Genomic DNA, 24,044 nt, shown 5'->3' on the forward strand with positions numbered 1-24,044 from the left:
GTCAAAAGTCCGCTAATATATATAGGAAAACCTCCCATTTCAACAATTAAATTCATCGAACCTGCTTCAAACCGTATTCAAAATTTATACAGTGAACAGCCCCCATTTACAATAAAATAACCCAAACGGGTCATACCTGTTTAGGGTATGAAATTTTTAATTTTATATTAAATGGGTTATATAGTTGTTATTGATTTGACCCAAACAGGTAGAAAATGCTTGACATTTGCACAAACGGGTCATATATTGATCCCGCTAACACACAATATCGCAATATAGTTACCAATCAGCCGTCCTAGGCTTTGAATATTGCAATAAGGGTAAAACAAACTCATTTCTTAAAAAAGACCATAAGCTGATCAAAATTTACACATGTTAAGTGTGTCAATTTCTTTCATTTTAGTTTTTTCTCATCCTAGACAGTAAAGTTTCTTTCGCATTTAAAAAATTTGTTAGGCTTTAAACAAAAGTAAAGGAGGCAAAGACAGTAATTTGTTACGACTTCTTTTCCATTCCTATCTAATTAACTCTCGTCATCAAATCTAAGGAGGAACTCTATGTTCACGAGTACATGCAGAAGACTACTATTGCTGTTGGCAGTGGCAGTTTTTGTTCCTGTTCAATTGTTCGCCGGCACGAACGGTAAAATTACCGGGATGGTCAAGGACAAAGAAACGGGCGATGCCCTTCCGGGTGTGAATATCATTCTGGAAGGAACAACGATGGGTGCTGCGACCAACGCACAAGGCGAGTTTAGCATTATCAACGTGCCGGCGGGTGTTTATACCGTCAGTACGAGCATGATTGGTTATACAAAAGTTACTAAACAAAATGTCCGCGTATTACCGGACTTCACAACCCGTTTGGATTTCGATTTGAGCGCAACAGAGTTGGGCGGTGAAGAAGTGGTGATCGTAGCGGAACGTCCACTGATCCAAAAAGATCAGACAATGACCATGACGGTAACATCATCCGAAGAAATCAAGAACCTGCCGGTCCGCGGTTTCCAGGCGGCAGCTAATCTCGGGGTTGGCATCACCATTCAATCCAATGTGAGAAATTTGGACGGTGGAACCGGTAACGTGAGCGTACGCGGTGGTCGTCCTAATGAAACCGGTGTTTATATGGACGGTTTCCAACAAAACAATCTTTTGACCGGCATTGCAAACGCGACTGTACCTAACGGTGCAGTGGAAGAAGTCTTAGTTATTACTGGTGGTTTCGATGCCGAATACGGCCGTAACCAGTCAGGAATTATCCAGGTAACGACTAAATCCGGCGGAACCCGTTATTCCGGTAATGTCGAGTGGAATGGCGATCCGGGTGGATTAGGTGTTGCCGAATCATACGGCTACAATGTGTTCAGCGGCGGTATCGGTGGTCCGATCATTCCCGGTAACAATAAGATTCGTTTTTATGTTTCAGCAGAAGGCCGCAATATTAAAGATGCGGAACCGAGTATTACTGGACATCCTGTTTTCGAGCTTTCTGATGTCGGACTTGTCAACGAGCAAGCCGGAGCCATGGATACGGTATTATGGGATGTGAACAGCAACGGTAAAATCAAATTCAAACAAGGCGCTCGTCCTTCCCGAGGAGCCGGTATTGGCATGAACAGTGATCGCGGCTATAATCTTCAAGGTAAATTGACCTTTGATGTTATTGCCAATCGTCTTCGTGTGGATTTGTCAGGTAACTATTCTCAAACTTATCGCCGAAGCTTTACAATGGCCCGCGTACTAAATCCGGATCAACAATTATTACGCGACATAAACAACTTGAATGTTGGCGGTATTGCCACATACACAATTAACGACCGGAGTTTCTTAGATTTCGGTGTTAATGGATATGTCAGTAAACGCCGTCTTATGAATGACCGATTTAAATGGAGTGGTCTCGAATTATATTCAAATGCTCAAACGGGTAATACAGGTTCTTCGTCATTTTATGGTGATAATTTGCTGAATGATATTGGCCGTGGAGCTTTGAATTATCGTTCGGATGAAGATAAGTATCTTGCATTTAAATCCAATTATACAAATCAGATCAATAAGAATCATCAGATCAAAGCCGGTGTCGATTATTTCTACCACTGGGTAAGATTACTGAATATTCTTGACGTTGATAATCCGATCGGTGGCTCGAATGACAATATTGGTTATATCGTAAATTCCAATTACAAACCGGTTAAGATCGGTAAAGACGATTTAGAAAATAAAATTCTCGGTCCGGCCAATCCAACCAGTTTTTCGGCCTATTTACAGGACAAATTAGAATATGAAGGACTGGTCATTCGCGGAGGACTTCGCTACGACTTATTTGATCCGGGAGCCAAACGGCTGAAAGATCAATCGGACCCGACGGGTCAGTATGATGCCAATCAAGCCGGTAAGTTTACCGATAAAAACGGTATCAATGGTTATCAAGCCAATACGACTGACAGATTATGGGCTGGTAATTTAGGACCCGAGGATTATGAAAGTGCGGAAGTCGATCATAAGATCAGCCCTCGTTTCAGTGTCAGCTTCCCGGTGTCTGAAAAGACTCAGTTCCGTTTAAGCTACGGTAAATTCTTTCAACAACCGAATTTACAGAATTTGTATGTGAGCCCTGATTTCTTGGAAAGACAATCACTGGCTCCTCCTTTTGCAACCACAGTCGGCAATCCCAATCTGAAAGCTGAAAAGAGCACACAATACGAAGTGGGTGTGAGAAGGGCTTTGAGTGATAACGTCGCTATCGATGTTAATGCTTATTACAAAGATATTCAGGATCTGATCAATTCCAGAGCGATTTCGTCCAGGCCAAATGGTCTTATTATGAGCGGCAATACGGATGAAGGCGTTATTCAAGGTGTCAACATTGCTTTTGAAGTTCGTCGCGTATCGAAATTCTCCGGACGCTTGAACTACACGTTCCAATCGGCTCGTGGTACAGGTTCAGGTGAAAACTCTGGTTTCCGTGCTTCCTGGCTGGGTTATTCGGATGCCAAATTCAACGCACCGCTTAATTTCGATCAAACGCATAACATCAATGCGACGCTTGATATCCGTAACTCCAAAGGCGAAGGTCCGGAATTGGGCGGTCAGAAGGTATTGGAGAATGCCGGCATTAATTTCTTAGTCAATGCCGGAAGCGGTTTGCCGTTTACTCCGACGGAAGTAGTGCCGGTTCAGGTTTTCGGTGTGCCCCAAGGTAAGGTGGTCGGCCGCCGTAATTCCCAGCGCCAGCCGTGGACATTCCGCATTGATATGAAAGCGGATAAGACGGTTTATTTTGGCAGTAACATGAGTATGAATGTGTATGTTCAAGTATTGAATCTGCTTGATCGTAAGAATATTCTGACGGTGTATACGGCTACAGGTTTGGCTGACGACAACGGTTTCTTGGATTCGCCGGGTGGACAGAATTTGAACCAACGCCAGTTGCTTGAGTATCAGGTCAATTTCCGTGATGGTTTAAGCTATGATACACCACGTCAGGCTCGCTTAGGAGTTATTTTCAATTTCTAATTCCGGATGTAACCGGATTACTTAAGAAAAGAGACTTAAGGATAAATAAAACGGAGTTGTAATTATATGAATAAGAGAAAAATATTCGCTATCGCGGGTATCCTGACGGTCATGGCGATCAGCCTGATGTATATATCGTTGGGTGTAGCCCGTGAAGATTCGAAATCACGGCTGAAAGCCCGGATCAAAAAACCGGATATTGTAGATGCCTTATATGTAGGCTACAATAACTGGAGTTACGTGATGAGAAATCAAGGATCATATTTCTATGATTCTCCGGATTTGGATGATAATAACAATAATGCCGGTGGAGAATTTCCACGCGGATCGGGCCGTACGATTGTGTATGCGGCCGGTTTGTATGTGGCGGCTCCTAAAAACGGCGTCAATAAGGTTTGTAGTGAGGTTGAGTTCTCAGCCGAATATCAACCGGGTCATATTTTAAATTCGAATGTTCCGTTTGCTTCACTGCAGGCGGAAGATCCGGCGTTGCCGACCAATAAGGTGTATGTGATTGACAAGGACAACCAAGGCGAAGGTGAAGATGCCGCCCGTTTAGCGGACTGGACAGCCTGGCCGGGCCTTCGGGATGTCTCCAATACTCCTGCGCTCATTGCCGATGCTCAGACTTGGGCGGTGTTCAATGATCTGGATTTAGATCTGAGCCAGGAAGCAATTGCCACCAGTCCCGATCCGGGATTGGGCTTGGAAGTAACGTTAGAGTCGTATGCGATCAATGAAGGTTCGCTGGCAGATGTGGTGTTCATTAAAATGATCATCGCAAATAAGACTAATGTCAATTACGATAGTTCTTATATTGGTTTGTGGATGGATGCTGATGTCAATAATTCCGGTAATGATATTGTCGGTATAGATACCGTTGCCGGACTCGGATTCGTCTATGATTCCGAAAACGAGCCTTTCCCGGCTGCAACGGGATTTGATTTCTTCCAGGGTCCCGTGGTCGATACGGCAGCCGTTTCAGTTGAATTACGTCAGAAGTTTGGTGCGAATAAGACGGTGCTGACTTATAATCCGGCAGTTAATCGTTATGAAGTGACGAATCTGCCCGGCAACCAGATATGGCTCGGTGCGACGTCATTTAACACGTATGCTAATGGAACCGATCCGCATGCCAATTTTGAGCGATATAATTTGCTGGCCGGTTTGACGAAAGCCGGAGCTCCTAAAACCGGAACAGGTGAAAACTATAAGTATGCCTTCCCCGGCAATCCTCTGACTCAACAAGGCACTGCCAATGTGGCCAGCGCACTGGATAGGAATGATCAGCGTATTCTGCACGGTTGCGGACCATTCAGAATTGAGGCCAATTCAGCTCAGACTATATGGGCAGGCGTGATCGGCGGAGAAGGTGCAAACCGTCTGGCGGCTTTTGCCGTAATGAAAACGGTAGACAGTTATGCGCAAACAATTTTCAACGCGGGCTTGGTATTCCCGCGAGCCCCGGCAGTGCCGGCTATGTCTGTGGCTGCAGGCGATGGCAAAGTCGATATATCCTGGAATAATGCTGCAGAATATTCTGTCGACAATTTCGGACAATTGGCCGGTTTATCGGGTCCTGCGTTCTCAGCCAATTATCGTTCGAATGATTTTCAAGGATATCGTGTTTACAAAAGTCTGACGGGACTCTCGGGCAGCTATGACATGATAGCTGAATATGATTTAATTGACGGCCGGGTTAGCCAATCCAATGCATTCATTGATGATAACGGATATTTACGTATCGAAGAAGTGGTATTTGGCACAGACAACGGATTGAAATATAGCTATACCGATCATGATGTGGTGAATGGTCGCCGGTATTACTATGCCGTTACATCGTATGATGCACAGCCGTATATCGGTTCGACAGGAAGCCCAGTGGTCGGTCCCGGCGGTGCCGCCATTCCTGGCCCGCTCGGATTGCCGATTACATTGGAGACGGCTCAGAGTGCAAACGTCACTTCCGTTGTACCAAGTCCGGTTCGTACTTCGGTTGCTGAAGCCCAAGTGGATAGTTTTGTTCATGTGGCCGGCGGCAGCGACGGTTTGATCGAATATGAGATTGTTGATTATGGAGCTGTCACGAATACGGACATTACCATTGAATTTTACAAGATACCCGATTCAACACTCAGCGGAAAAGATCTTGTAGGTTATGGAGCCAGTACGACGGCATACCGTGTTATCAAAAATGGTATTCAGGTTAAGTTTTCAAATAAGCTTGACAATCCCAGCACATTTTATGATGCCAATGGTGACGGTATTTTTAATGGCACGGATGAAGTTCTAGATGACAGTTATTTTGCAACAACCATTGCTGTCAAAGACAACGATCTGAGTGATGAACAGTTTTATATCATTGACGGGATAATGGTTAAGGTCTATGCTCCGCCGGCTTTCTTCAAGTCGGTAGAATATCAGCCGGGTCCTCAATATACAGCTGCCAATATGGATACAGCATGGTTTACCGGCCATTGGGATGGTCAGTTTGGCGATCAGGAATATGAAGATCTCGGTATCGGAGATGCTGATCATGGTTTCACGCCATATGTAGTCAATTACGGCGGTCCACCGAACAATGCAGGTGGAGCGGAATTCAATCGTAATCTACGTATTGTGTTTAGCCGTAATTCTGCCGAGTGGTCATATTCATACAGTACCAGCGGCGGCAGCGGAAATATGGTTAACTATGTCCGTGTACCATTCCGGGTGTTTGAGGTAGATCCGTCGGATGGTAATGCAACGCCCAGACAATTGAATATCGTTACACGCGATCGGAATACGGCGGGTGCTAACTCGCGTGGATTTGGTTTGTATACCGGTGGATTTACCAATGATCCATTGGATGATGGATTAGGCCCTCAGACACGCGGTTATTTCTTCATTGATACGACGACGTATGATTTAGGAGCCAAGACCGGTCATTATGGAGCATTGGCTGGTGGAGAAAAGTTGAACGGTGTGGGCTTATTTGCAGGCCATGTCTATGCTGTATGGACGCCGGCACCAAGAGTGATTTCGAGTCTGGCCTCTACCGCAATGGACGGCGTGGAGTGGAATGAATTCTGTCGCACTACGATAGTAGGAACGTCCTATGATGCCACGACACAGAATACAGTTTATACCCAATTGCCGGACGAGGGTACGATTGAGATGATCGTTAATCACCCGTACACATCGGTCGATCGGTATACGTTGTATACGTCTGGAATGAATGCAGCGCCGAAGGCTACAGTGAAGAAATCGATGAAAGACATCAAAGTTGTTCCGAATCCGTATTATGCCCGTGCAACGACGTATCAGTCAAATTTATTCAACAAGACGATCAAGTTCATGAACCTACCGGATGTAGCGACGATCAAGGTTTTCACGGTTGCGGGAGACTTGGTGACGATTATTAATCACAATTCGACGTCGAATAATGACCGTCGTAACACCAATCCGCTGAATCTGGCTGGTACAGTATCGGCGGGATATACGTCAACAGAGCAGTGGAACTTGAAGAACGAAGGTGGTAAATTCGTGGCGAGCGGTATGTATATTGCCTTGATCGAAGCGCCGGGCGTTGGCAAGACGACGGTGAAGTTTGCTGTGATACAGGAAGCCACTACAATTAACGGACCGGATGTACGATAAAATTAAGTCGATAGCCGGGGAGCTTTTTTAGAAAGGCTCCCCGATGGTATCGCATAAAATTTTTCAAGGAGACAATCATATGAGAAAGATCTTATCCATACTGATGATAGCGTTATATGCTATCACTGTACAGGCCGGTGAAGAGAAACGCGGAGAGGCCGGCTTCATGTTTTTGAAGGTTCCGATGGGCGCCCGGGAGGTTGGTATGGGCATGAACGGTCTGACGACGACCAGTGGCGCTAATGCGATATACTGGAACCCGGCGAATATATCGTCGGCGGATCGGGCAACGTTTTCGTTTTCGTATTTGAATCACTTTGCTGGTATCAGCTCAAACTATGCTGCGGTGTCGTTTCCGTATGCGGAAGCGGGCGTGTTTGCGATATCGTTCAACTACTTGAGTTACGGAGATATCGAAAAGACAACGGAAGCGAGTCCGGGAGGGAATATCGGATTTTATTCACCGTATGAACTGGCGTTAGGTTTTTCGTATTCGAAACAGATCACGGACCGTGTGAGCGGTGGTTTGACGGTGAAGTTCATCAATTCGAAGATCGACCTGGTATCGGCCAGTGGAGTGAGCTTCGATTTTGGTTTTACGTATAACACGGGTTACCGTGGACTGAAGCTGGGCTTTGCGGCGACGAATATCGGTCCGCAGGCCAAGTATGATGGCGACGGTCTTACGCGCGAAATCGTTGATGCTTCAGGTTCGACGTCCTTTTTAAAATTCGATTCTGAGCCGTTTGAATTACCGGCGGCGGTGAATTTTGGAGCGAGCATGGAGTTGTATCGCAATGAACAGAATTCGATCACAGGTTTACTGGAGCAGAACATCAACAGCTTCCAGGCGAGTCGTACGAATCTGGGCTTTGAGTATGGGTTCCAGAACATGGTGTTTGCCCGTATGGGATACACGTCGACGTTGAAGAAAGACCGGGATTACAAGACAGGTAAAGCATCGACGGCGGGCTTGACGTTCGGCGGCGGTATTGACTATAAGTTCAATGACAATCTCGGTGTCACGGTTGATTACGGTTATCTTGATATGGGGCAACTTGATGCAACCCATCGTTTTACAGTTGGTATTAAATTCTAAAATGCTGTGAAGTTGCTTGCTTGATTATGAAGCCCGCTCTTTAGAGCGGGCTTTTTTTTTAAAAAAAATATATTTAAACTCCATCTCAAATAACTTACACTTTTTCATGTAATTTTTTACAGGTTGAAAAGTACTATTTCAATATATTCTATATACAGCAAGCCGAATGCTGAGATCTGAATTGCTTGCGACCGTTCCACATAAGATCGGAGGGGATATGAAATCAGTTTTACGAACATTAATATGGGTGGCAGCAATTAGCTTACTTGCTGCATGGCTTATTTCTCAAAGCGAGGCAAAAGAAGATGGAAGAATTAAGCTCAAAGCGAGACTCAGAAAGCCGGATATTGTCGAGACGATATGGATTGGATATAATAATTGGAATTATGTAATGCGAAATACAGGTCAGTATTTCTATAACTATAATGGTGCTGAACCATCAGGGGGTAACAGTGCCGGCAGTGAATTTCCACGAGGAACAGGCAGGACACTTGTTTACGCGGCTGGGTTTTATTTTGCAACTATCAAGGACGGCATTAAAGTTTGTAGCGAAGTTGAATATTCTTCAGAATATCAGCCTGGTAGAATTGTAAATTCCAATGTTCCGTTCAGTTCACTGCAGGCTGAAAATCCCGCCGCCGCGCCCAACAAAGTTTATTTCATCAACAAATATAATCAAGGAGAGGGTGACGATTCGGCCAGCGTGGCCGATTGGACAAGCTGGCCAGGTCAGAGGACTGCTTCAAATCAGCCTTCCCTTATTGCGGATGCTCAGACATGGGTGGTATTTAATGATCTGGATACAACGAGGAGCCAGGAAAAGTCTGGGACGAGCCCGAATCCCGGATTGGGAGTGGAAGTAGTTTTAGAGTCGTTTGTATTTGACGAGCCTTTGTTATCCGATGTGGTGTTTTTAAAATTCACGATCACAAATAAAACCAATGTCGACTATACTGATTCGTATTTTGGAATATATGCTGATTCGGATGTCAATAATTCGTTTAATGATATTGTAGGATCCGATTCAATTCTTGGAATTGGATTCGCTTATGATTCCGAAGACGAGCCATTTCCTGCGGCAGTCGGATTTGATTTTTTTCAGGGACCTATAGCAGATACTTCGGAAATTTTAATAGATGCTTATCTAAAATTCAGCGGGAATACTCATAGGCTGTACTATAATTCGTCGGGCAATAACTATGAGCAAAAACTGTTAAATGGTGATAGCGTATGGCTTGGCGCTATTTCAACTGCTTCTTATGACCATGGGACCGATCCTCACGCCAATAATGAGCGGTATAACCTGCTGGCAGGTTTAAATAGAAGCGGAATTGCTAAAACAGATAATGGCAGAGGTTATAAATATATATTTCCTGGCAATCCACTTACACAACAGGGGTCACCGGATGTTGCGTCGGAACGGGATGGAAATGACTGGCGAATTTTGAACAGCACCGGTCCTTTCACGTTAAGATCGGGAGATAATCAGGAGATATGGGCAGGAGTGATCGGAGGCGAAGGCGCGAACCGGTTAGCGGCATTTGCAAAGATGAAACAAACGGATTTGTACGCTCAAATGGTATTGAGTTCAGGCTTTGCTCGTCCCGAGCCGCCCGAAGTACCAAAAATCGCAGTAGCCGGGATGGATAAAGCCGTATTCATTTCGTGGGGCAATGCGGCAGAATATACGGTGGATGAGTTTGGCCAGAAAGCCGGAATCACGACACCGCTGTATACCGCGGATTATGTGATGTATGATTTTCAAGGTTACCGGGTGTATAAAAGCCTGACAGGTTTGGAAGGGAGTTACGAAAAGATAGCTGAGTTTGACAAGATAGACGGAAAGAGAGTTGAGATTACGGTATATGTTGATGAACGCGGTTTGCTTAGGATTGAACCTGTAGAGATCGGTACTGATAATGGGTTGAAGTATGTATATGTTGATCGGGAGGTGGTGAACGGAAGAAAGTATTATTATGCAGTATGTTCGTATGATGCGCAGCCGTATATCGGATATACAGGCAGTGCAGCAGCGTCACCGGATGGAGCGGCCATAGCCAGTCCGGTGGGACTGCCGATCACGCTAGAATCGTCCAAGATGGCCAATGCAGTGGCAGTGGTGCCGGATAAAGACCGACCGGGCGTAGAAGGCGTGGAAGTGAGTGCGGTTGAGCATTCCGCGGGCTATTCAGATGCTTCGTTAGAAGTGAATGTAATTGATCCGTCAAAAATAACCGGCAATGCATATACAATAGAATTTTTTCAAATTCCAGGTAGTCAAGGTGGAGATACATTGCAAGGGCTTACGCCGAATATCATGGCGTATCGGATTTTTCGTGAAGGGATACTAATTCCGTTTTCGAATAAAGCGGACGATCCTTCGACGTATCGTGACGTGAATAGGAATGGAATCTATGACGGAGGGGATCAGGAAGTCGATGACCGTTATTTTTCAACGATCATCGCATCAAAGGATGAGGATGAGAAGGATGAGTTGTTTAGTATCGTGGATGGAGTATTGATCAAAGTATATGGTCCTCCTGTCGGATATTTTAAATCGGTTACCTATACTCCAGGGCCACAGTTTACAAGCATAGGCTTTACGCAGGCATGGTTCCGCGGGGCGTGGAATGGTAATAGGCTTACCATTCCCGAATTCAATACATGGGGTCTCTCCAGTCCGTCCGGTATTTTTTCTCCCAATTCAGATTTAGTCGGCGGAGTTTTTAGAAATGCCAATGGATCGTTTGCATCTACCGAAATAGAAGCCGAAACAGTTACGACAGCCAACAAGGATTTCGAGATCCAGTTCAGCCGTGATTCGACGAAGTGGAGTTATGCGTATTGTACCAACGGTGGTACATTAGGATTAGTTAATTATCTGCGTGTGCCGTTTAAAGTATTTGAAATCGATCCGTCGGATGGAGTAACAGTTGCACGTCAGATCAATACGACGTTACGCAATAGTCATTATGATACCGGCGGACCGAATGCATTGTGGTCGCTTGAAAGTATTGGATTAAGTGCTATTGCTGCGGATGACGGTTTTGGACCTGAACGTCGAAGTACGATGGGTTTTGATACAAGTTCGTATGATCTGAGTGCTTTGACAGGACATTTTGGAGTGATGCCGTTCAATGGGCGGCCGCTGGAACCTAATGTGACATTGTATGGCATTGGAACAGCTAATTATGCGGCTTGGTTTCCGACTTATCGTGATAATGAGGATGATAATTCGGCAGAAGGGCGTTTTGATGGAATAGCATACCGTGATTTCATCCGTACGCAAATGGGATATGATTCTATGGCGGATGATTATGCGATTGATATGGTAACCCGAGGTTTACAAGGATTGATTTACCGTAATATTCCTGATGAAGGAATCCTAACAGCGAGAGTGTATCATCTAATCACTCCGAATGATCGTTATACATTTACAACCAAAGCGCTAACCAAAGCGGAGAATAAGACGATACGCCGGTCATTGAAGGACATAAAGGTGGTACCGAATCCTTATTATGGGCAGGCGTATAGAGATCAAGTATTGCAAGGGGAAAAGCTGTTAAAGTTTATGAATTTACCGGATGTGGTGACGATCAAGGTGTTTACGGTATCGGGGGATTTGGTGAAGATTATACAACATAATGCGACATCGAATAATGAACGTTTGGACACGGAGCCTTACACGAAGGGAGAACCGGAGTCAGGATATACGGGGATGGAGATATGGGATTTGAGGAATGAGCGAGGGCGATTCATTGCGAGCGGGATGTACATTGCATTGATCGAAGTCCCGAAGATCGGAAAAACGACGGTGAAGTTTGCTGTCATTCAGCAAGAAGAGTAGTTTTTTTTCTTTCTTTACCCAACAACGCGAGATACCAAATTAAAAAACATACGTTGGCAACGATAAAAGTCATCTTAAATTGGATAGTCATGTCCATGCGCGTGACAAAACCTTCGATCAATCCGGCAATAATCAATAACGGCGCAGCGCCCAGGATCAATTTAATCGAGTCGAATCCGTAAATTTTTAATGCCTCGCGACGGCTGTAAGATTCAGGAAAAACCAGCGCCTTACCGATTAGTAATCCGGCTCCGCCGGCAATAAAAATACACGTTAATTCGATGGTACCGTGCAACATCACCGTGGCTACGGATTCTGTCAATAGATTGTGCTCAAAAAAAACAAAGAAAAAAACACCAAGCATTAATCCATTGTAGAACATAACGTAGATCGTTCCCACGCCGGCCAAAATCCCCATTCCATACGCAAAAAAAGTGACTTTAATATTGTTGGTCATGATGAAGCTTGACATCACAGGACTGTCCGCTTGTTTATATACAGCAAAAGGGTCGTTCTTTTGTATATTTTCAAGCGTCATGTTAACATAATAATCACCGAGGATATATTGCGGCAATTGCGGATTGGATAGACTACCGATAAAAGCAAAAATGGCTGCAACTAAAAAGATCAGGAAAGCGCATAGTGAAAATCGGAAATGGTGTCTGAACATGTTAGGAAATTCAGAAAAGAAAAAATCTGAAAGTTTTTTCCAGCGGAATGGTTGCGAGCCATAAATAACCGCGTGAGCTTTGCCCATCAGTGTATTGAGCTCGATGACGACGCGGTCATAAGGGTAATTGGCTTTAGCATAGGCATAATCCGCGGATATTGAACGGTAAAGACGCACCATTTCAGACAGATCTTCCTCCCGTTTACTGGATGCGCCGCTGTTCGCTTCGATCAAGGCATTCAGGCGATTCCAGGTATCTTTTTTTTGTTTGACAAACGTTTCAAATTTCAAACGGTAAATCCTCTGAATTAATGCGTTGCAGGCTTTCTTTGGTTCCTACGTCACACCAAAAACCGTTGAAATCGTAGGCTGCAATATAACGTTGTTCATGTAAAGCGGGTTGATAAAACGTGGTAATCACGGATGAGAACTCGTGCTTTAAGTATTGGAATGCAACTGGGCTTAAAATATGAATGCCCGTAAACATACGAGCAATGTAAATCTTCGGCGGTGTTGGAACATCATTGATCGAAACCACATTGAAATCATTGTTCAGTTTGATTTCATCGAAGTTGGGCACTTGCGGATCATGCCGGACTACCATTGTCGCATCGCTTTTGCACTTCATGTGATAGTGAATGACGTCAGCCAGATTAATATCACAAACTATATCACTATTGATCACGACAAAAATTTCATCGCCCAACAACGCTTCAGCATTTTTAATCCCGCCGCCGGTTCCAAGAATGGTTTTTTCTTCAGAATAATGGATGATCATATCCAACGATCGTCCATCGCCCAGAACATTTTTTATTTTGTCTCCATGATGATGAACGTTAATAATAACGTCACGTATTCCCGCCTTTTTTAAAACGGAAAGCGGATAATAAATCAAAGGTCGTCCGTGCACTTCGATCAGCGGTTTGGGAAGTGTGGCCGTAATCTCCTGAAGGCGCGTACCGTAGCCGGCCGCCAATAGCATCGCCTTCATACAGATCCGAGCTTTTGAATAACGGAGGGTAAATCAATGACTTTCTCAACGACGGCATCGGCGGCTTCACTGGGGCTATTAGGTTCAATTTGCCAGTTTTTGATACGATCAAGAGACGCGAGATAGAGCTCTTGTTTTTTATTTTTTGTCGTAAAGCCTTTACGATAAGTATTCCAATGAACCTGAATGGTCATCATATCGAGTTGTTTGGCCGGAAAAATGTCCCGGTCGATGCGATCGCCGATCATAACGGCCTGATCAAAACTGCATCCGGCATGATTCACAGCCCATTCAAAGATTTTCTTACGCGGTTTGTTCATGTTTAACAAACCACTGATGGCAAATATTTTGAAATACTCTTCGATGCCGTTTTTCTTCAGAAATTGCATAATCTCGTGAGGCTGGTCTGCAATGATTCCAAGCGAATAGATTTTACTTAGCTTTTTTAATACTTTATCCATTCCCGGAACAAGGATCAGGTCACGTGTCAGATGTTTGTGAATATAGGTTTTGATGGAATCATGCCATTGATCATAGGCCGCTTTATCCAGATACATTTTAGCAATGGTGTAGTGCGGCGACTCATCGGCATGACCTAAGATCAGATCTTCACGGCATGCAATAATGTCCTGAAAAGTGAGATCGATTTTATGTTCGCGTAAACTGGATTCGAGGATTTTGTAAATGTTAAAGCGGAGCTTGTCTTCATTCGCAACGACGTCTCCGATATCGAAGAACAGCCATTGCACGCGGCGATTTCTAACTGCGGTTGCCATAAGCCACTATCCGGTTTAGTAATTCATAAGTTTCACCGAAAACTTCGTACCGTTTCATGGATTGAAGAACGTGATGAACCACATTGGAAATGTACGGTAAATACTTTTTATTTCCAAAATGTTTATAAGCGTAGACAAAAGCTCCCGCATCATGCAATTTGCGTTGAATCAAAGTCCAGTCATAAATTCGATCAAAACTGTCCGGATTAAATAAATCCAGTTTTACTGTTCTATTGAAGTAATATCTGATTAATTCACGCTTAAAATCAGGATCCAACGGTACGTAGACGTCTTCAATAAGGGAAACGAGATCGTATTGAGCTGGTCCCCACCGCGCATCTTGAAAATCTACCAAATACAATCGGTCAAATGAAAGCAACAAATTGGAAGATTGAAAATCACGGTGAGTAAAAACGCGTGGTTGTAAGGAAATTTCCGTAGCAAGCAGCCGGTGAAAATCGTCAAGAATTTTTTCTTCCTGTTCATTTAATGTATACTGAAAATGATTTTTTAGTAATTGTTCTTGGATATGGAATTGATATTCAAAAGTAAATTTTTCGTAATCAAAGACACGATGTGCCGCCACGGACGAAACGAATCCCGGAATAATTTGCAGCCGTATCAACAGATCGATGGCTTGAAAATAAAGATTTCGATTTTGGAGATAATTATCACAAATGCGGTTTTCAAGCGTATGGTCACCCAAGTCTTCGACCAGCAGGAAATTAAATTCTGTGTTTTTATAAAAAATCTTTGGCGATGGAATAGACTGTGATTCAAAAACGCGTTGAATTTCAATGTAATCCTTGAGTGACTCGGGTTTATCGGCCATCGATTGCAGCAACAGCGATGGCTGCTTCCACTTGTCCGCCAGCGATCCGGTTATTCGGAAAAATTTTTTCGAAGATGCTCCCGAGCTTACTGGCGTAAGCGTGAATGGTTGCTGAGGAAACAATTTGTTTAAAACGTGATTCATATTTATGTACGCTAATCTACAATTAAAATACTCAATCCGATTGTTTTTGTGAAATATTATTTCTTATATTAAAAAAGTAATTTTTCCAATCGCTATCATTGACCTTTAATTTAATGCAAGGAGCGAGGCATGTCTGAGAAAAATTTTTCCCGGCGAAATTTTATCAAATCATCCGTATTAGGAATTATCGGGAGCGTTGTGGCGGGAAAGGCAATTCAAGCTGCTGCCGGCGATTATACGATCAATGTTGATGATTTTGAGCCCTTGCAGGCGGTCGGTGGATCGGTTTTGATCAAAGATGTTACAGTAGGGGCTGATAAAGATAATCTAATCGTCGTACGAACCGGCGAAAAGGAATTCGTTGTTTTTTCAGCGATCTGCCGTCACAAAAAATGTAACGTAAAGTACAAGCACGATAAGAATGCTTTTGTGTGTCCTTGTCATGGCAGTACTTATGATATGACCGGACAAGTTACAAAAGGTCCTTCCAAGGATAATATTATTCAATACAAAGTAAAACTTACCGGTAATCAATTAACGGTGACGGTGTAATCACAAATCATCGGAATCAATCCACATCAGGTGCCAGTCTTTTTCATTGAACAGCTTTGTGTCATCAAGCTGATCGTTTAATTTTTTGATGATCAATGAAAAAGCATAGGGTGATTGCATAAATCCAAGCTTCCACAAACTGTACCGTTCCGCCCAATACGGACTCATCATTGTTACGACGGCTTCAGCATTGTAATGATTGACGAGTCTTCGCAAAGCGCGGTTGAGAGTAAACCGGGCGGCATCTTTTCCTTCCAAAATCATCCAATCCAAAATGGCTACACAAGGTATCCGTTCAAGCACCGTAAAACGAGTAAGGCAAAAACCGATTAATTCGGATTGATCACGAAGTAAAATGACTTTGTATTCCGCTCCGGGAGCTTGTGTGCGCCAATATAAAAAATCCGGTGTTTTAAGCAGCGCATTCGGAATATTCTTTTTCCATTTTTCAAAAAATTCTGTATAACCGGGTATGTCATGAATTTGGCGCTGGTCAATAATTTCGAATTCGCCGACGGTTTTTTTCTCAAATATTTTAAGTAAAAGCCGCCAGCATGCCATGACGATGTTGGCAAAGGGAGAAAACAATGAAAGCTTTTTACTTTTTAAAACGGTATTAAAACGATAGAACTGGATATACAGAGGTAATTTAAAAGCAATTTTCCATCCTACTTTTAAATGTCCCGGAATGACTTCGGGACGAATCGGGTAGCCGGAAGTAAAATCAATTCCGAGATGTTTCAGTTGATCCGTTGAATAATGACCGATCTTGGTAAAGACACCTTTACCACGCATCTTAGGATGCGTCATAACATCGCATACCATCCCGCATAACTTTTCTTCGCCATGAATGGAATAACGGTAAGGCAGAGCGGCGTAGTAGCTGACCATTTCACCTTGATCATAGCCGCAAAACTCATAAGAATGAGGCTTTGCCGGGAAAGTGTGAAATTTCCATTGGTAGTGTTCTTTGGATACGATCGGAGTATTTTGATTCTCCGGAAAACAAGCGACAAAAAGCCTGCGTTGTTCGTCGAGGTTTTTTGATGCATCGAAAGATTGAAAATCCATTAGTACAATCCGCCGTTGATATGGAGGACCTGGCCGGTTGTAAACGCGCCATCATCGCTGATGAGAAACCGGATCATACCGCCGATTTCATTGGCAAGTCCGAGGCGTTTGAGCGGCACTCGCGCTTTGATTTCGTTTAACATTGCATCCGGAACGTCTTTGATGAGGCCGTAGTCAAAATATCCCAATGCGAGCGCATTGACTGTGATATTTTTTGATGAAAGCTCTTGAGCCATGGATTTGGTCAACCCGACGATGGCCGCTTTAGCTGCCGCGTAATGCGAAGCGCCGGCGATGCCGGTAAAGGCAACCACACTGGAAATATTGACCAGGCGTCCGCCGCCGGTTTCACGCATTCCGGGAATAAATTCTTTGGATGTTAAAAAAGTCGTTAAGAGATTGGCCTGCATGATTCTCACAAATTCGTCTTTTGATAATTTCCAACTCATAGCATTAGTTGAAGCGCCGGCCAGATTGATCAGCGCCCACGGCTGACCGAAATTTTTCCGGGTAAATTCTCCAAATTGATGAACATCATTTTCGTCGGTCAGATCGGCATGAAATGAATGCCGATGCTCATCGAGGCCATGTTTGCGTAATACTTCGAATAGCGCTTCGTCGTGGGTTTTATATTGGCATACAAGGTTTGTGAGTTTATTTTCCAGAAAATATTCCGTTAAGGCTCGTCCGATGCCGCCGCTGGCTCCGGTTAAAACAATGGTGTGTGAAGACATAATTTCTAATCCGGTTTAATGGTAGTGTTGTTGGATGAAATCGACGTAGGGGATGATGTTCCAACCGCGTTTTAAAATAGATTCTAGTTTTGGAAAAACAGATCGTCGATTATAATACATCAGAAAATTAAAAAAACGATTGTTGTGAATTCCGGGATGCATAAAATGTTCTTGTTCCGTATCGATATCGTAAGGATGAAAATACCCCAATACGGCATGACCGCACCGGTGATGGCGTTTAAAAGCACCTAAGGTGTACCACAATGGCAATGCACGAAAATATGTCCCGCCTGCAAATGGAAGGGGATATAAACCTGAAGACAGCGTCATTGGCAACTCTAAAATTCCGTCGATCGATCTCGGGCTGTGTCCGAATTCCGGCCACCCGTACAAAGGATTCCGCGCGGGAAGAACGGAGCTCGAATAGGTAAATCCAAGTTTTGCGAGAACGCCGTATGCCCATTGTGTTTGGTCGGTCAGCGATAGGATAGGAGCTCGAAAACCCTTGATGGTTTGGGCGCCGGCATTTTGCAAGTGGCTGATATTTTTTTCCAGGTCGTCCTGAAAAGAACGTTCGTTCAGATTTTCCAGCGTAATATGTTTATTGCTGTGGCAGGCGATTTCGTGACCATCTTTGACGATTTGTTGGATCAACTCGGGATATTTCCTGGCAACATCTCCGACAACAAAAAAGGTGCATCGGAGTTTCCACTCACGTAAAAAAGTAAGATAACGCTCAGTCATGACCGGTACTCGTTCGCGATAACGATCGCCGTCCGCCATAAAATCTCTAACGTCTTCCAGGTCGATGCTAAATAAATATGTTCCGGAGGACGTCATTGCAACATGTATTCAATGATTTTTTTGTTGGCTTCGAAAGGCGCAAGCTGACTGAGACCTAATTGCTCGATGGCGCATTGAATAAGGTCATTATCGTCATGCAAATTGAGTTTTAATTTATCCGAATAAAATTTTCCAGCCATAACAATAGAATCTTTCGGAACGAGTCCTACAATTTCGCTGCCGGTGACTTTAGTGCCGAGTGCTTGCGCTTCTTTCTTACATTCTTCGAAAGCCGTATGAATGGATGTGATCAGATAATTCAGCAGGTTCATTGACACCTGCGTAATGTGATGCGCTTCCATATAGATGCCTTTGCCTTGGGTTTCCCGCAGCGAACCGGCGATACGTATCGTTTTGCCGGATTCATCTTTCATCACATTTCCTTGCGCATCTTTCTTAGGACGACCGCTTTCGCGGATACGGCCGGCAATTTCGTCGGCGACCGATACTTCGTGAGTCTCAAGATTGACATTGTATGCAATCAGAAAAAACCGTGCGCCCGTTGCCGTAGCACCAGATCGGACAACGCGGTCAGTGTATTCATTCGGTCCGAAATCGGGTTTCCAATTAGGATCTTGTAATTTCGGAGCAAGCATTTCGTATTCGCCTTTTCGAATGTCGGGTAATTTTTTTCGTTCAGGTTTTCGTGCGGCTTGAGCATAGAGGTAAATAGGTAACCCTAATTGTGCCGCGGCTCGCTCACCGAATTGATTGGCCAACGCAACGCATTCATCCATGGTGATGTTGCTGATAGGGACGAAAGGCACGACGTCGGTAGCTCCCATGCGGGGGTGTTCGCCCTGATGGCGTCGCATGTCGATCATTTCACACGCCACACCTGTGGCGGCCAAAGCCGCGTCTACGGCGGCTTGAGGATCACCGGCAAACGTTACAACTACGCGGTTGTAATCTTTGTCAGGTTCGAGGTTGAGCAATTTGACGCCTTTAATTTTTTCGATCGCGTCAGCAATGGCTTGGATAATTTTGGTATCCCGGCCTTCGCTGAAATTAGGAACACATTCGACAATTTTATTCATTGTTTTTTCGGATTAAGTTAAGATGGCAGGACGATTCGAAGACGGACTATTTTTTTTCAATATTTTTATAGAACTTCATGTATTCATCCGGTTGCAGATATTCGATCCGTCCGAGTTTTGAGAATTTTTTCTTATAACGTTGAGCGTTCCAGGAAACAACCAACCGGAGACCTTTCTGCTTGACCAGCATAAAAATGAGACTGTCCATCAGATTGCCTGTGTACTGTGTCGTATGCAGTATTTCTCCGAAATAGTGATCGAGAAAATATTCCGTGGAAAGATCGTAGGTGGACGGATACATGATTTCGACATTATACGTGCGGTCAAAATTTTCAAAAAAACCAAGCAACTCTTTTTCATTGCAATGAGGCGCGATCAGGCTGCACACTTCAAGTAAGTTAAAGATCGTTGTAAAATTTTTAGTGCCTTGCATACGATGCAAAAAAAGGCTGTTGACTTCGTACCGCGGGTCGGAGGTGTAAAAGTTATCCATGATGAATACGTCGCTGTCAATCATTATCATCGGCGTATCTCCTCAGGCTTTGCGTGGCTTCATCTACAGTAGAGAAGGGAAGTTTACCGTCGAGTTGCGCCGCAATTTGTTTGAGCTTTTCACGAGACTTAACCTGTTGATCGGAGGATACTTCGGCTTTGGTTCGGCGGCGTATCTTTTCGAGGACGGAAACGCCTTCAAGATTTGGGGCGACGTCGTCTGAAATTTTTTCATCGGTTAGTACGATCAGCAATTTGGTGTTGTTCTCCGCCTGGAATTCTTCCAGCGCTTCGATTTTACCATTGCGATAGACGCCTTGAACAGTTTTCATGGGCGGCCTTTGGTTAGTAAATTTTCAGTTCTTTGTCGTCGATAGTGACGGACGGATACTCGCGCAGTTTGGCGATCATTTCATCCATGATTTGATGCAAACGGTTTTCTGATTTTGCTTCGAAACGTACTACGAGAACAGGCTGTGTGTTCGAAGCGCGTACCAGCCCCCAGCCGTCGCCGTATAAAACGCGTACGCCGTCTACGTCGATGATTGAATATTTTGACCGGAAATATTCACGGACCTCATCTACGATTCTGAATTTGTCCTCTTCCGTTGTGTCGACACGGATTTCAGGCGTAGAATAAAAATGAGGAAAACTATCGGCTAATTCAGACAATTTTTTAGGCTGACGCGATAGCAATTGCACCAAACGGCACGCGACGTAAATGGCATCATCGTATCCAAAGAAATCATCGGCAAAAAATATGTGACCGCTCATTTCACCGGCCAACGGGCTGTGCATTTCTTTCATTTTGGCTTTGAGAAGCGAGTGACCGGTTTTCCACATAAACGGTTTTCCGCCGTGCGCTTCGATGTCTTCAATAAGGCCTTGGGAACATTTGACGTCAAAAAGAATTTGAGATCCCGGTTTTTTTTGATTGATCTCGCGGGCCAACAGCGCCAGTAACTTATCCGCCCATACAATGCGGCCTTTTTCATCGATCGCGCCGACCCGGTCGGAATCTCCGTCAAATCCGAGGCCGATATCGGCTCCATGTTCAACAACCAATTTTCGTAAATCTTCCACGTATTCTAATTTAGTAGGGTCAGGCAAGTGATTTGGAAAATTGCCGTCCGGTTCGCAATACAGTTCGATCACTTCGCAGCCAAGGTCACGGAAAATTTTCGGGGCGATCACTCCGGCAGTGCCGTTACCGGAATCGATGACGATCTTGAATTTCCGGTTCAGGTGAATTTTGGAAGCAATCATATCGAAATAATGTGCTACAATCGGTTTTTCTTCCACTTGTCCACGACCGGTTTTGAAATCCCCGGTATCGATCATATGTTTCAGTTCTTGAATTTGTGCGCCATAAATCGGAGCGAGCCCCAAGCACATTTTGAATCCATTGTATTCACGGGGATTATGACTACCGGTAACCATAATGCCGCCGTCCGTTTTATAATATTCGATCGAGTAGTATAATACCGGCGTCGGAATTTCGCCCACATCGATGACGTTCATGCCGGTTGATAGCATTCCGCGCACCAGTGCGTTTTTAAGACTGAGTGAAGTCGTCCGTACGTCGCGCCCGACAGTAATTTTTTTTGCGCCTTTTTTGATCATGAACGACGCGTAAGCTTTGCCGAGCAATTCGACAACGCCGGGTTTCAGATCATCGACGACGATACCGCGAATATCGTATTCCCTGAAAATGTTCGGATTAACGTATACTGTCTGAGAAGGCTTGGCTGGCGAGGTTTTACCGGCAGGTTTTTTATTATTGGTTTTGGATTTCGAAGTTTTACTTTTTTTTGACGCACTTTTTTTAATAACTTTTTTCGACACTTTCCCGGTCGTTTTGACTTTCTTTCCCGCGCCCAGCTTTTTTTTTGATTTTTTTCTTAAAGTTTTCTTACTTGTTTTTTTTACACGCTTGATTGTCTTGGCCATAAACAGTGATCTTCCTTTAAAAAGTTTATTTGAAATTAGAAATTGTAAACGGTATGTTGTAATCGTCTGAAAAGACGGCTCAATTTAAGAGCAATTCGTACCTTTTGCAAGAATAAAAACCGGGTAAAATAAGCGTTTTACTCTGCAGAAAACGAGTTGTTAATGCCAGAATTAATGTTGCATCTCGACACCTTGGCGTAACCATTGATTATCATGAACCTCATAGAAATTAAAAATCTCAAAGCTTACTTCGAAAAAAACGGCAAAATTTCTAAAGCCGTCGATGATGTGAGCTTTGCACTTAAAAAAGGCGAAATCTTGGGGCTGGTTGGCGAATCGGGGTGTGGGAAAAGCGTAACGGCTTTATCGATTTTGCGATTGATTAGGGAGCCGGGAAATATCGTCGGAGGCGAAATTGTTTTTGAAGAACATGATCTTTTGACGTTAGATTCGGATAAGATGCGTGCTATCAGAGGCAATCAGATTGCCATGATTTTTCAAGAGCCGATGACGTCGCTCAATCCGGTTTTTACGTGCGGCGATCAAGTGTCGGAAGCATTGTTGGCGCACAAAAATATTACAGACGGCGAAGCCCGGTCGCAGACAATCGAATTGTTTCGCGAAGTCGGTTTAGCCGATCCGGAACGAACATTCAAAACTTATCCGCATGAACTTTCCGGCGGCATGCGGCAGCGGGTGATGATCGCGATGGCGCTGGCGTGCGGGCCGTCAGTGCTGATTGCGGATGAACCCACGACGGCGTTGGATGTAACCGTGCAGGCGCAAATTTTGGAGTTGATCAAGCAGTTCCAGAAAGAGCGCGGTATGAGCGTCATCTTAATCACACATGATTTCGGAGTTGTAGCCGAAATGTGTGATCGGGTAGCGGTCATGTATGCTTCAAAAATTGTCGAATCCGCCGACGTCAAAACGATTTTTAAAAACCCGCGTCATCCGTATACCGTCGGTTTACTCAATTCGATCCCAAAAATCGATTCAGTTCAACAAACGCTCAGCACTATTCCCGGAATCGTTCCTGATGCCTCGCATTATCCTGTTGGATGCCATTTCCATCGGCGATGCTCATTGGCTACCGAGCGCTGCAAAAATGAAAAACCGGATTTGATAGAAATCGAATCCGGCCATACAGTTGCGTGCTGGGAATGGGAAAACGTTATTCACACCAGAGAACGCTGAGAAAAATTGCCGCAAAAAAGCACAAAAGAATGGAGTTTAATAATTAGTATATTTCGCGTGATTCGCGGGGACATTAATGTACAATTTTTGCAATCACGTAGCCTGTTACCAATCCGGACAAAAAAACGATCACTAATAAACGGTAATTCAACACGGCCTTACCGTGTCCGGCTTTGATCGCGATGACAGAAACGAAGTAGCCGAGCCCGTTGATAACCCATAGGACAGATGAACTAAGAATCGTGACCAGCAAGGGGCCGATAAATGGTACCAAACCGATCACACTCAAAATACCTGCGCCCAACCAGGAGAACGCGCTGGAAACAATTCCGACCAGCAATAATGTACCGCCGACAATTTCTTTATCCCATTCGAGATACAATCCCAGAGCAACAATCGCCAGCAATACAATCCAGACGGCGACCATTTTTTTCCAATCCATGAAAAACTCGGCCGTACGCGAGACGATGATTTTGCGCCGAAGGTGCAAGCGCTTCCAAAAACCCTTTTGGCGCAATTTTTCTGGCACAATCTTTTCAAATTCACCTTCAGGCTTTTCTTGTTCCTCGATTTTCAGGTGAATGTACGCGCCTAACTCGTCTTCGTATTTTTTCTCTGGTTTTTCCGAATCGGCAGATTTTGTCGGTTGTTCACTCAT

Annotated in this window: 18 protein-coding genes; 6 read left to right on the plus strand and 12 right to left on the minus strand. The window is 44.3% G+C overall.

The features are described 5' to 3' along the window. The first annotated feature begins 557 nt into the window (after positions 1-557). The 4 genes from K1X84_07030 to K1X84_07045 all read left to right on the plus strand — a co-directional run bounded on the left by K1X84_07030 (position 558) and on the right by K1X84_07045 (position 12,097). Entirely contained in the window at positions 558-3,512 is a 2,955-nt protein-coding gene (locus tag K1X84_07030) for a TonB-dependent receptor (GenBank protein MBX7151375.1), read from the plus strand. Between the two features lie 66 nt (positions 3,513-3,578). Then, positions 3,579-7,151 (plus strand): hypothetical protein, encoded by a 3,573-nt coding sequence (locus K1X84_07035; GenBank protein MBX7151376.1) that lies wholly within the window; start codon positions 3,579-3,581, stop codon positions 7,149-7,151. Positions 7,152-7,230: 79 nt separating this feature from the next. After that, the gene (locus tag K1X84_07040) at positions 7,231-8,250 is read left to right on the plus strand and encodes a PorV/PorQ family protein (GenBank protein ID MBX7151377.1); all 1,020 of its coding nucleotides are present in this window, start codon (positions 7,231-7,233) and stop codon (positions 8,248-8,250) included. 217 nt (positions 8,251-8,467) lie between these two features. After that, positions 8,468-12,097 carry a hypothetical protein gene (locus K1X84_07045; GenBank protein MBX7151378.1) on the plus strand — a complete coding sequence of 1,210 codons (3,630 nt, stop codon included), beginning with the start codon at positions 8,468-8,470 and terminating at the stop codon, positions 12,095-12,097. Here K1X84_07045 and K1X84_07050 read toward each other — a convergent pair. From K1X84_07050 to K1X84_07065, 4 genes are read right to left on the minus strand one after another with little or no spacing between them, the layout of a single operon-like run. After that, positions 12,078-13,058: a stage II sporulation protein M gene (locus K1X84_07050; GenBank protein ID MBX7151379.1), complete on the minus strand. Its 981-nt coding sequence runs from the start codon at positions 13,056-13,058 to the stop codon at positions 12,078-12,080. The two genes, K1X84_07045 and K1X84_07050, sit on opposite strands and share 20 nt — an antisense overlap. Beyond that, positions 13,048-13,758 carry a nucleotidyltransferase family protein gene (locus tag K1X84_07055; GenBank protein ID MBX7151380.1) on the minus strand — a complete coding sequence of 237 codons (711 nt, stop codon included), beginning with the start codon at positions 13,756-13,758 and terminating at the stop codon, positions 13,048-13,050. The genes K1X84_07050 and K1X84_07055 overlap by 11 nt, the downstream gene beginning before the upstream one ends. Further along, complete coding sequence (locus K1X84_07060) at positions 13,755-14,534, minus strand: HAD family hydrolase (GenBank protein ID MBX7151381.1); 780 nt, start codon at positions 14,532-14,534, stop codon at positions 13,755-13,757. The genes K1X84_07055 and K1X84_07060 overlap by 4 nt, the downstream gene beginning before the upstream one ends. Beyond that, positions 14,518-15,510, minus strand: a complete 993-nt coding sequence (locus K1X84_07065) for a phosphotransferase (GenBank protein ID MBX7151382.1) — start codon at positions 15,508-15,510, stop codon at positions 14,518-14,520. Before K1X84_07065 ends, K1X84_07060 begins: the two co-directional genes overlap by 17 nt. A 129-nt stretch (positions 15,511-15,639) precedes the next feature. Here K1X84_07065 and K1X84_07070 point away from each other — a divergent pair, with 129 nt between their 5' ends. After that, positions 15,640-16,062, plus strand: a complete 423-nt coding sequence (locus tag K1X84_07070; protein ID MBX7151383.1) for a ubiquinol-cytochrome c reductase iron-sulfur subunit — start codon at positions 15,640-15,642, stop codon at positions 16,060-16,062. Here K1X84_07070 and K1X84_07075 read toward each other — a convergent pair whose 3' ends face one another. Genes K1X84_07075 through K1X84_07105 form a run of 7 tightly spaced genes read right to left on the minus strand, consistent with a single transcriptional unit; the run spans position 16,063 to position 22,189 of the window. Continuing rightward, positions 16,063-17,133 carry a GNAT family N-acetyltransferase gene (locus K1X84_07075; protein MBX7151384.1) on the minus strand — a complete coding sequence of 357 codons (1,071 nt, stop codon included), beginning with the start codon at positions 17,131-17,133 and terminating at the stop codon, positions 16,063-16,065. Then, complete coding sequence (locus tag K1X84_07080; GenBank protein MBX7151385.1) at positions 17,133-17,867, minus strand: SDR family oxidoreductase; 735 nt, start codon at positions 17,865-17,867, stop codon at positions 17,133-17,135. The genes K1X84_07075 and K1X84_07080 overlap by 1 nt, the downstream gene beginning before the upstream one ends. Positions 17,868-17,882: 15 nt before the next feature. Next, positions 17,883-18,650, minus strand: coding sequence for a polysaccharide deacetylase family protein (locus K1X84_07085; protein ID MBX7151386.1), 768 nt, complete (start codon positions 18,648-18,650; stop codon positions 17,883-17,885). A gap of 53 nt (positions 18,651-18,703) precedes the next feature. Further along, positions 18,704-19,747, minus strand: a complete 1,044-nt coding sequence (gene ftcD, locus K1X84_07090; GenBank protein MBX7151387.1) for a glutamate formimidoyltransferase — start codon at positions 19,745-19,747, stop codon at positions 18,704-18,706. A 46-nt stretch (positions 19,748-19,793) separates the two neighbouring features. Then, the gene (locus tag K1X84_07095) at positions 19,794-20,270 is read right to left on the minus strand and encodes a hypothetical protein (protein MBX7151388.1); all 477 of its coding nucleotides are present in this window, start codon (positions 20,268-20,270) and stop codon (positions 19,794-19,796) included. Next, positions 20,257-20,571, minus strand: a complete 315-nt coding sequence (locus K1X84_07100) for a hypothetical protein (GenBank protein MBX7151389.1) — start codon at positions 20,569-20,571, stop codon at positions 20,257-20,259. Before K1X84_07100 ends, K1X84_07095 begins: the two co-directional genes overlap by 14 nt. Positions 20,572-20,584: 13 nt before the next feature. Further along, complete coding sequence (locus tag K1X84_07105) at positions 20,585-22,189, minus strand: phosphomannomutase/phosphoglucomutase (GenBank protein ID MBX7151390.1); 1,605 nt, start codon at positions 22,187-22,189, stop codon at positions 20,585-20,587. A gap of 210 nt (positions 22,190-22,399) precedes the next feature. Here K1X84_07105 and K1X84_07110 point away from each other — a divergent pair, with 210 nt between their 5' ends. After that, a complete protein-coding gene (locus K1X84_07110) occupies positions 22,400-23,386 on the plus strand; it encodes an ABC transporter ATP-binding protein (protein ID MBX7151391.1) in 987 nt (328 codons plus the stop codon). A gap of 73 nt (positions 23,387-23,459) precedes the next feature. Here K1X84_07110 and K1X84_07115 read toward each other — a convergent pair whose 3' ends face one another. Continuing rightward, positions 23,460-24,044, minus strand: coding sequence for a hypothetical protein (locus tag K1X84_07115; GenBank protein ID MBX7151392.1), 585 nt, complete (start codon positions 24,042-24,044; stop codon positions 23,460-23,462).

The organism is bacterium (genome assembly GCA_019695335.1).
Classification (GTDB): domain Bacteria; phylum CLD3; class CLD3; order SB21; family SB21; genus JABWBZ01.